Source organism: Streptomyces sp. NPDC057474 (assembly GCF_042802555.1).
Classification (GTDB): Bacteria; Actinomycetota; Actinomycetes; order Streptomycetales; family Streptomycetaceae; genus Streptomyces.
Map to the genome: position 1 here is coordinate 1 of NZ_JBHVDX010000281.1, position 10,510 is coordinate 10,510.

The following is a 10,510-nucleotide window of genomic DNA, read 5'->3' on the forward strand; positions in this document are numbered from 1 at the left end:
AGGGCCTCGTCGAGGTCGGCCTCCAGGCCGTTCTTCTCGCCGTCGATGATGCGGCGCTTGAGGCGCTCCTCCAGCGGGAGGGCGGCCAGTTCCTCCGCCTTGCCCGCCTTCAACGACTTGGCGGTGGCACCCTCGAACAGCGCCATCAGCTTCTGCAGCGGGTCGTAGCCCTCGGCACGGCGGTCATGGATGAGGTCCAGGGCCGTCCGCACCTCCTCCTCGCTGAAGCGGGCGATCGGCAGGATCTTGCTCGCGTGCACGATCGCCGAGTCCAGGCCCGCCTTCGCGCACTCGTCCAGGAAGACGGAGTTGAGGAGGATACGGGCGGCCGGATTGAGGCCGAAGGAGATGTTCGACAGACCCAGCGTCGTCTGCACCTCGGGATGGCGGCGCTTGAGTTCGCGGATCGCCTCGATCGTGGCGATACCGTCGCCCCGGGACTCCTCCTGACCGGTGCAGATGGTGAACGTCAGGGTGTCGATGAGGATGTCCGACTCGTGGATGCCCCAGTTGCCGGTGAGGTCGTCGATGAGCCGTTCGGCGATCTCGACCTTCTTGTGAGGGGTGCGGGCCTGGCCCTCCTCGTCGATGGTCAGCGCGATCAGCGCGGCGCCGTGCTCCTGGGCGAGTTCGGTGACCTTGGCGAAGCGGGACTCCGGGCCGTCACCGTCCTCGTAGTTGACGGAGTTGATGACCGCACGGCCGCCCAGCTTCTCCAGACCCGCCCGGAGCACCTCCACCTCGGTGGAGTCCAGAACGATGGGGAGAGTGGAGGCGGTGGCGAAACGGCCGGCGAGTTCGGCCATGTCCGCGACACCGTCGCGGCCCACATAGTCGACACAGAGATCGAGCATGTGCGCGCCCTCACGGATCTGGTCGCGGGCCATCTCCACACAGTCGTCCCACCGGGCCTCCAGCATCGCCTCACGGAACTTCTTCGAACCGTTGGCGTTCGTCCGCTCACCGATCGCCAGGTACGCGGTGTCCTGACGGAACGGCACCGTCTGGTAGAGCGAGGCCGCACCCGGCTCGGGACGCGGATCACGCGCGGCGGGCGTGAGGTCCCGCACGCGCTCGACGACCTGCCGCAGATGCTCGGGAGTGGTACCGCAGCAGCCGCCGATCAGGGACAGGCCGTACTCGCGCACGAAGTTCTCCTGCGCATCGGCCAGCTCCGGCGCGGTGAGCGGGTAGTGCGCACCGTCCCGGGTCAGCACCGGCAGACCGGCATTGGGCATACAGGACAGCCGGATGCGGGAGTGGCGGGCCAGATAGCGCAGGTGCTCGCTCATCTCGGCCGGTCCCGTCGCGCAGTTCAGGCCGATCATGTCGATACCCAGCGGCTCCAGCGCCGTCAGCGCCGCACCGATCTCCGAGCCCAGCAGCATCGTGCCCGTCGTCTCCACCGTCACCGACACGATCAGAGGGACCTCGTAACCGGCCCTCTGCATCGCCCGGCGCGCGGCGACGACCGAGGCCTTCGTCTGCAGCAGGTCCTGGGTCGTCTCCACCAGCAGCGCGTCCGCGCCACCCGCCAGCAAACCCTCGGCGTTCTGCTGGTACGCGTCCCGGATGGCGGTGAACGTGGTGTGGCCCAGAGTCGGCAGCTTCGTGCCCGGACCCATCGAGCCCAGCACCCAGCGCGGGCGGCCGTCGCGCGCCGCGAACTCGTCCGCCGTCTCCCGGGCGATACGGGCACCGGCCTCGGACAGTTCGCCGGTGCGCTCGGGGATGTCGTACTCACCCAGTGCGGTGAGGTTCGCACCGAAGGTGTTGGTCTCCACGCAGTCGACACCGACCGCGAAGTACTCCTCGTGCACCGCACGGACGATGTCGGGCCGGGTGACGTTCAGGATTTCGTTGCAGCCCTCCAGCTGCTGGAAGTCCTCCAGAGTCGGGTCCTGGGCCTGGAGCATCGTGCCCATCGCACCGTCGGCGACCACCACACGGGTCGCGAGGGCCTTGTGGAGTGCGTGCGCCCGCGCGGAGGCGGTCATGACGGTCCTCCCAGTTCGGCCGCGAGCGGCTCGGCCGCTTCGGCGCCGTACGACTTCGCCACCAGGGCGAGGAGACGGGCCGGGTCGACGACGTAGGTCTGCGAGCCGACCGTCGCCAGAGCCAGCGTGGCCAGGACGCAGCCCAGCCGGGCAGCCGTCGTCAGGGACAGGCCCCAGCCGGTGGCGGCGAGGAAGCCGGCGCGGAAGGCGTCACCGACGCCCGTCGGGTCGGCCACCGGGACCCCGGTGACGGCGGGCACGGTGAGCGGGGGTTCACCGGCCCGCTCGACGAGGACGCCGTGCTCGCCGAGCGTGGTGATCCAGGCGCCGACGCGGGAGCAGACCTCCTCGCGCGTCCAGCCGGTGCGCTCCCTGAGCAGCGCGGCCTCGTACTCGTTGGTGAACAGCCAGCGGGCGCCGTCCACCAGCTCCCTCACCTGCGGGCCCGTCAGCCGGGCGAGTTGCTGGGAGGGGTCGGCCGCGAAAGGGATGCCCAGTTCCCGGCACTGCCGGGTGTGGCGCAGCATCGCCTCGGGGTCGTTGGGGGCGACGAGGACCAGGTCGAGGCCGGCGGCGGGGACGGGCAGCCCGGTCAGGTCGATCTCGCGGGCCTCCGCCATCGCGCCGGTGTAGAAGGACGCGATCTGGTTGGATTCGCGGTCCGTGGTGCACATGAAGCGAGCGGTCTGCCGCTCGTCGGACACGTGGACGGCGCCGGTGTCGACACCGTTCTCCTTGAGCCACACCTCGTACTCGGCGAAGTCCGCGCCGACGGCACCGACCAGCAGGGGCGCCAGGCCGAGGCCGCCGAGGCCGAAGGCGATGTTGGCGGCCACGCCGCCGCGTCGCACGTCGAGGCTGTCGACGAGGAACGACAGTGAGACGTGGTCCAGTTGACCGGGGATCAGCTGGTCCGCGAAGCGGCCGGGGAAGACCGTCAGATGGTCGGTGGCGATCGAGCCTGTCACCGCTATGCGCACGTTGGCACTCCCGTCGGGGCGACGTGACCGGTCAGCTGCCGGCCGCGGCCTTGAGCTGCTGGGCTCGGTCGGTCCGCTCCCAGGTGAAGTCGGGCAGTTCGCGGCCGAAGTGGCCGTAGGCGGCGGTCTGGGCGTAGATGGGCCGCAGCAGGTCGAGGTCGCGGATGATCGCGGCGGGGCGCAGGTCGAAGACCTCCTCGATGGCCTTCTCGATGCGTGCCTGGGCCACCCGGCCGGTGCCGAAGGTCTCGACGAACACAGAGACCGGCTCGGCCTTGCCGATGGCGTACGCGACCTGGACCTCGCACCTGTCGGCCAGCCCGGCGGCGACGACGTTCTTGGCGACCCAGCGCATGGCGTAGGCGGCGGAGCGGTCGACCTTGGAGGGGTCCTTGCCGGAGAAGGCGCCGCCGCCGTGGCGGGCCATGCCGCCGTAGGTGTCGATGATGATCTTGCGGCCGGTGAGGCCGGCGTCGCCCATCGGGCCGCCGATCTCGAAGCGCCCCGTCGGGTTGACCAGGAGACGGTACTCGTCCGTCTCCAGCTTGATCCCGTCCTCGGCGAGCTGCGCGAGCACATGGTCGACCACGTGCTCCTTGATGTCCGGGGTGAGCAGCGAGTCCAGGTCGATGTCCGGGGCGTGCTGCGAGGAGACGACGACCGTGTCCAGGCGCACCGGGCGGCTGCCCAGGTACTCGACGGTCACCTGGGTCTTGCCGTCGGGGCGCAGGTAGGGGACCGTCCCGTTCTTGCGGACCTCGGTCAGGCGTCGTGACAGGCGGTGGGCCAGTTCGATCGGCAACGGCATGAGGGTGGGTGTCTCGTCGGTGGCGTAGCCGAACATCAGGCCCTGGTCGCCCGCGCCCTGCCGGTCGAGTCCGTCGTCCTGTCCTTCTCCTGCGTGGGCGGCCTCGGCGCGCAGCTCGTAGGCCACATCGACCCCTTGCGCGATGTCGGGCGACTGGGCGCCGATCGAGACGGAGACGCCGCAGGAGGCGCCGTCGAAGCCCTTGGCCGAGGAGTCGTATCCGATCCTCAGGACGGTCTCGCGCACCAGCTGCGCGATCGGCGCGTACGCCTTGGTGGTGACCTCGCCGGCGATGTGTACCTGGCCGGTCGTGATCAGTGTCTCGACGGCGACGCGTGAGGTGGGGTCCTCGCGCAGCAGGGCGTCCAGGATCGTGTCGCTGATCTGGTCGGCGATCTTGTCGGGGTGGCCCTCGGTGACGGACTCCGAGGTGAACAGATGGGAGGACATGGTTCTCCAAAGAGCTGTGGGCGGATGGTGCTTCAGGCCGTGGCGGCGGCGTACCGGCTCGCGGGGCGGGGCAGTGCGAGGCGAGCGCGCAGCGTGGCCTTCGCCGTCCGGGGCGCTGCGGAGCGGCGCAGCGCGGGGGCGGTGGTGGTGAGGAACGGGTCGTCGGCGCCGGTCAGTGCGACGGTGAGGCCGTCGGCGCCGGAGGTGGTGGGCAGCCGCCGGGCGTCGGTGTGCTCCGGCAGTGGGACGAGCACCTTGGCGTCGGGTGCGGCGGAGCGTACGGCGGGGAGGTGGCCGGCGTCGTCGAGGAGCACGAGGTCGGCGTGGGCGGCGAGGCCGGGGCCGTGCACGGCGACGACGGGGTGGCCCTGCGGCGGGCGGGCGATGTTGAGGGGCCCGGCCACGTCGAAGTGGCGTCCGTGGTGGTCGAGTCGGTGGATCGTCTCCGGGCGCCAGTACAGGCCTTCGGCGCGGTCGTGGACGTAGGCGTCGTCGTCGAAGCTGTCCCACAGGCCGCGGGCGACGTCGATCAGCTCGGCGGTACGGCCGTGTGCGTCCGCGGTGCCGGCGAGCCAGCCGGTGCGGCCCCGGCCGAGGTGGTCGAGCGAGGCGATGATCCGGGCGACGTGGTAGGGGGCCTGGTCGGCGGGGAGCGGTGAGACGATCAGGCCGATGTGTTCGGTGGCGGCGGCGAGCGCGGCGGCCAGGGTCGTCGACTCGAACCGGCCCTGCCGGCCGGGCGGTGGCGGGGGGCCGTCGTCGAGGATCAGCGCGTCGAGGCCTGCGGCCTCCGCGGCGCGCGCGAGGGCGGTGAGCGCGCCGAGCGTCGGTGCGTTGTCGCCGTGTGTGGCGACCCGGCCGACCAGGAGGGGGGCGGTCATGCGGTGGCTCCTGCCGGGTGGGCGGCCTGGTGTCCGGGCCGGGGGTTGTCGAGGCCGAGGTTCTCGCGCAGCGTGGTGCCCTCGTAGGAGGAGCGGTACAGGCCGCGGCGCTGCAGTTCGGGGATCACGTGGTCGACGAAGTCGTCGGCGGAGCCCGGCAGATACGGGAAGTCGATGTTGAAGCCGTCGGCGCCGCGTCCGGTGAACCAGCTCTCCATGTGGTCGGCGAGCTGTTCCGGGGTGCCGGCGACGATGTCGCCCATCAGCCGCAGGGCGAGTTGGCGGATGGTGAGGTTCTCGCGGCGGGCGAGCCGGACGAGTCGTTCGGTCGTCGACTGGGACTGGTTGGTGTGGGGGATGTCGGGCACGGGGCCGTCGATCGGGTAGGTGCTCAGGTCGACGTCGCCGAGGAAGTCCTGCAGGGTGCGCAGTGCGACGTGGTCGTGGGTGAGGTCCTGGAGTTCTTGCAGGCGTTGCTTCGCCTCGGTCTCGGTGGCGGCCACGATCGGTGCCAGGGTCGGCCACACGAGGACCTTGTCGGGGTCGCGGCCCTGGGCGGCGACGCGTTTTTTGAGGTCGGTGTAGAAGGTGCGGGCGTCGGGGAGGGTGTTGTGCCGGGTGAAGATCACCTCGGCGTGGCGGGCGGCGAACTCCCGGCCCACGGGCGACGACCCGGCCTGGATGATCACCGGGCGGCCCTGCGGCGGGCGGGCGAGGTCCAGCGGGCCTGCGACGTCGAAGTGTTCGCCGTGGTGGCCGATGGGGTGGTCGCCGTTGTCCCAGAGCCGTTTGACGACGTCGATGAACTCTTCGGCGCGTGCGTAGCGTTTGCCGTGTTCCAGGTGCTCGGGGAAGCCGAAGTTGGCGGACTCCCAGGGGGCGGCCGAGGTGACGACGTTCCAGCCCGCTCGGCCGCCGCTGAGGTGGTCGAGGGAGGCGAACCGGCGGGCGAGGTGGGCCGGTTCGTTGTAGGTCGTCGTCGCGGTGGCGCACAGGCCGATGTGTTCGGTGGCGGCGGCGTACGCGGCGAGCAGGGTCAGCGGCTCGAAGTGTTCGGTGCGCGAGGTGCGGCACAGGGAGTCCAGGCGGGTGCCCCACACGGCGACGATGTCGGCGATGAACACCGCGTCGAAGAGGCCGCGTTCGAGGGTCTGTGCGTTCTTCCTGTGGAAGTCGAAGTCGAGCTGGGCGTCCGGTCGTGTCGAGGGGTGGCGCCAGGCGGCGACGTGGCCGCCGGGGCCGTCGATGATGCCGGCGAGGGTGATGCGCCGGCGGGGCGTGGTCATGGTGGGTGCTCTCCCTGGGGTCGGTGCTGGACGTCAGTTCCTGACGGCGGACGCCAGGATGCGGGCGAGGCCGCGCACGTTGTCGCCGGTCAGCATGGTCACGTGGTTGCCCGGCACGACCCGGATGGTCAGGTCCTCGACGTGGTCCTCCCAGCCGAGTCCGGCACGGCCGTGGAAGCGGTCGCTCTCGTCGTACTCGGTGCCCTTGCCGAAGCCGGTGTCCCCGGCGCGCAGCACGGCGACCGGGCCGGGGTAGGGGGCGGGCCGGTAGCGCTGGACGGCTTCGACGCTGTCGCGCATCAGCGCGATGGGGTCGCCGCCGCCGTCGCCGCGCATCCACTGGGCGATCTGGGCGATCTCGGTGAGGTAGGAGGCGGAGCCGTCGGGCTCGTCACCGGGGGCGGTGCGCGGGTCTGTCCCGTCGGCGGGGGCGGCGGGCCGCGCGCCGGGGCCCTGCGCGTCGGGGGCCGGGGTGCGGCCCTCGGCGACGGCTCGCAGCTGGTTGGCGAAGGAGCCGTCGGCCTGCGCGTCGGTGAGTTCGCCGTCGGGGGCGCCGGCGTCGACCATCACCACCAGGGGCGGGCGGCCGCCCGCCCGGGTGATCCGCTGGGCGATCTCGTAGGCGATGACACCGCCGCCGGAGAAGCCGCCCAGGACGATCCGCTCGCCCGACTCCAGGACGGGACCCAGGGCTTGGAGATAGTGCTCGGCGAGCTCCTCGGTCGACAGGTACGTGGGCTGCGGGTCGTCCACCCGCGGGTCGCGGATGCCGACCAGCGCCTCGGGGCCCGGGTAGCAGTGGGCGAGCTGTGCGTAGCAGGCGACCTGGCCGCCCGGGGGGTGGACGAGGTGGACCGTGCCCGCGCCGGGCCGCTCCGCTCGGCGCAGCGGTACCAGGACGTTCGCGGCCTGTGTGCCGGTGTGTTCGTGGGGTTCCCGGGTGAGCAGCCGGGCGAGTTCGCCGGCCCTGGGGTGGCCGAGGAGTTCGTCCAGGCGCAGTGTGCGTCCGCAGCGCCGGTTGATCTCGCGCAGTAGACGCATCGCGAGGAGGGAGTGGCCGCCCGCTTCGAAGAAGTGGTCGCCGGGGCTGACGTCGGCGGTGCCGAAGACGGCCTGCCAGGCGTCCTTCACCAGCTGGGTCTGCGGTCCTGGCGGCCAGGTCACGGCCGTGCCGCCGTCGCCGGTCGTGGTGTCGGCGCGTTCGGCCATCCGTGGCAGGTCCGTGTCGGCCAGGGTGGCGAGGAGGTCGGCGACGGTGGTCGACTCGTCGGCGGTGCGGGGCAGTTCGCGCAGCAGCCGGGCGCACTGGTTGATGAGTGTGTCGGCGTCGGCGTCGGCGAGCCGGCCGCGGTCGTGCACGGCGGTGAGGACCAGGCTGTTGTCGACGTCGCGGTAGGCGAGCAGGGTGACGGGGAAGGCGGTGTGGGAGCCTGCGGCGTCGGGGAGTTCGACGCGGATGTCGTGCGCGGCGAGCGCGGACTCCAGGTCGTCGGAGGAGCGCGGGTAGTTCTCGAACACGATCAGGCTCTCGACGAGTTTCTCGCCCGCCTCGCGTCCGCTCCACTCGTGGATCTGCCCGGTCGACACCCATTCGTAGGCGGCCATGTCCAGGGCCTGGTCGCGCAGTGCGGTCAGCAGCTGGGGCACGGTGTGCGCGGGGTCGACCTGGATGGTCATGGGCAGTGAGTTCATCAGCAGCCCGGGCAGCCGTTCGACGGCGTCGAGGGCGATGCCGCGGCCCGAGACGGTGACGCCGAAGCCGACCGGGGCGGGGGCGTCGGCGGCGCCCGCCCGGTACAGCAGCAGCGCCCATACGGCCTGCAGCGCGCTGGACTCGGTGGCGGCCCGGGCGGCCGCCCAGGAGCGCAGCCGGTCGGCGTCCGCGGCGCTGAGCCGGACCTGTGCGCGGCCCGGGCCGCTCTGGCCGGTCGCGGGGCCGGGGATCGCCGGCCGTACGATCGGCGCGGCGGCCGGGACGGCGGCCGACCAGAACTCGCGGGCCGGGGCGGTGTCCTGTTCGGCCAGCCAGCGCGAGTAGTCGCGGATGTCGGGGCGCCGTTCGCCGCCGGGCAGCAGGCCGTCGGCGAGGTAGGCCCGGTAGAACTCCTGGAGCAGGACGGACACGCTCCAGCCGTCCAGGAGCACGTGGTGGAAGGTGACCAGGATCCGGGTCGAGGGGATCTGCCCGTCTCCTGCCGCGGGGTCGGGCGCGTCGTCGACCAGGGTGACCCTCAGCAGGCCGGGCACGCGCAGGTCGAAGCCGCGCAGCCGGTCGCGCTCGGTCAGTTCGTCCCAGTCGACGGTGCCGGCGGCGTGCCGGACGACCTGGGCGGCGACGTGGTCGTGCAGGACCAGGCAGGGTGTGTCGTCCCAGTCGAACGCGGCCCGCAGCACGGTCTCCCGGTCGAAGACGGACTGCCAGGCGGCGGTGAACCGGTCGGTGTCCACAGGCCCGTGCCAGCGCCAGAACAGCTGCTCCACGTAGCGGCCGCTGCCCCGGTGGGCGAGGGCGTCGAGGAGGAGGCCGTGCTGCTGGGGGGTGACGGGCACCGTCTCGCGCTCCTCGCCGGCCGGCGAGGCGGCGCTGCGCGGTGCGGCCGGGGTCCCGGGGCGGGTCCGCCGGGCGCGGGGCGGGGCGGGGGCGGCGGCCGGGGTGCCCGGGGCGGTGATCTCGGCGGCGGTGACGGAGTCGGGGTCGGCTCCGGCGAGCGTGGACAGCACCCAGCGCAGCTGGTCGACGAGTGCCTCGACGCCGGCCTCGTCGACGCCGTCGGCGGGGCTGGGTACCCAGGTGAGGCCCATGCGCAGCCGGCCGCCGTGGACGATGCCGTACACCTCGATGCCGTAGACGCGCTCGCAGCGCGCGGAGTGTTCGCGCGGGATGGGGCGGCCGGACATCGTGAAGCCGCCGTCGGTGCTCAGCTGGTCCGCCTGGCCGTAGTAGTTGAAGCACGCCAGGGCGGGTGGCAGATCGCGCAGGAGGGCGCGCAGCCCGGGGTCGGGTGAGAACTCCCGGCAGGCGCCGAAGCCGACGCCGCCGTCGGGGACGGCGGTGAGGCCGGCGGCGACCTGCCCGAGATAGTGCTCGGGGTCCAGGGCGCGGTCGGCCGCGAGGACGAGGGGGTGGATGGAGGTGAACCAGCCGACCGTGCGGAAGAGGTCGTCGCGGCCGTGCCGGCCGTGGGTCTCCACGTCGAAGGTCACCTCGCGGGTGCCGCGCCAGCGGGCGAGGGCCTGGGCGAAGGCACCGGTCATCACCTGGTGGATCTGCAGGCCGAGCCGGCGGGGCAGGGGTCCGATGAGGCGGGTGGTGGCCTCCGGGTCGAGGGAGAACTCGACGCGGCGGATGTCCTGCTCGTCGGGTGCCGGGGTGGTGAGCAGGAGGGTCCGGGCCGCGCCGCGGGCCGTGGCCGCGGCGCGCCAGTGGTCGGCCTCGCCCGGGCGGGCGGCGACGGCCGGGAGGGAGGCGACCCAGTCCTCGTAGCGGCACGCCTCGGCGGGGAAGGCGGGCAGGGAGCCGTCGGTGAGGGAGGTGAGGGCGTGCTCCAGGTCCTCCAGCAGGATGCGCCAGGAGACTCCGTCGACGACGAGGTGGTGGATGGCCACGAGGAGCAGACCGTTGCTGTCGGGCCTGCGGCGGTCGTGGGCGAGCAGGGCGCGGACGTGGACGCCCTTGAGCGGGTCGAGGCTGCGCTCGATCTCCTCCAGGGCCTCGTCGAGTTCCCGTTCGTCGGTGACGTCGCGCTCGCGCAGGACGTCACGGGGGTCGTAGGCGGCGAACGGCGGCGCCCCGATCATGTGGCCCTCGGCGAGGTCGCCGTGCGCGTCGGCCTCGAAGCGGGCGCTGAGCGCGGGGTGGGCGGCGACGACGGCCTGGAGGGCGAGGCGCAGGACGGTGGGGTCGACGCGGCGGTTCAGCTCCAGGAGCACCGACTGGTTCCACTGGTGCGGGTCGGTCTGGATGTGGCGGAAGAACCAGGACTGCACGGGCGCGAGCGGAAAGGCGTCGCGGCGCGCGCCGTCGCCCGCAGCGGGCCCCGCGCCCGGGGACGCGCGCGGGCCCGCGGACGGGGCCCCCCGCCGTCCGGCGGGACAGGCGCCGCGCAGA

The 10,510-nt window shown here is 72.7% G+C and carries 6 protein-coding genes; all 6 read right to left on the bottom strand.

Annotated elements, in window-relative coordinates:
- Window positions 1–1,997: homocysteine S-methyltransferase family protein (locus tag ACFU53_RS42610; RefSeq protein WP_384005157.1), on the bottom strand; the 1,997-nt coding region annotated here is incomplete at its 3' end.
- Window positions 1,994–2,977, bottom strand: a complete 984-nt coding sequence (locus ACFU53_RS42615; RefSeq protein WP_384005158.1) for a carbohydrate kinase family protein — start codon at window positions 2,975–2,977, stop codon at window positions 1,994–1,996. The genes ACFU53_RS42610 and ACFU53_RS42615, both read right to left, overlap by 4 nt.
- 31 nt (window positions 2,978–3,008) lie before the next feature.
- Window positions 3,009–4,235, bottom strand: a complete 1,227-nt coding sequence (gene metK, locus ACFU53_RS42620) for a methionine adenosyltransferase (protein ID WP_384005159.1) — start codon at window positions 4,233–4,235, stop codon at window positions 3,009–3,011.
- A 32-nt stretch (window positions 4,236–4,267) separates the two neighbouring features.
- Window positions 4,268–5,116: an LLM class flavin-dependent oxidoreductase gene (locus ACFU53_RS42625; RefSeq protein ID WP_384005160.1), complete on the bottom strand. Its 849-nt coding sequence runs from the start codon at window positions 5,114–5,116 to the stop codon at window positions 4,268–4,270.
- Window positions 5,113–6,402, bottom strand: coding sequence for an LLM class flavin-dependent oxidoreductase (locus tag ACFU53_RS42630; RefSeq protein WP_384005161.1), 1,290 nt, complete (start codon window positions 6,400–6,402; stop codon window positions 5,113–5,115). Before ACFU53_RS42630 ends, ACFU53_RS42625 begins: the two co-directional genes overlap by 4 nt.
- 33 nt (window positions 6,403–6,435) lie before the next feature.
- Complete coding sequence (locus ACFU53_RS42635) at window positions 6,436–10,509, bottom strand: condensation domain-containing protein (protein WP_384005162.1); 4,074 nt, start codon at window positions 10,507–10,509, stop codon at window positions 6,436–6,438.
- Window position 10,510: the final 1 nt, after the last annotated feature.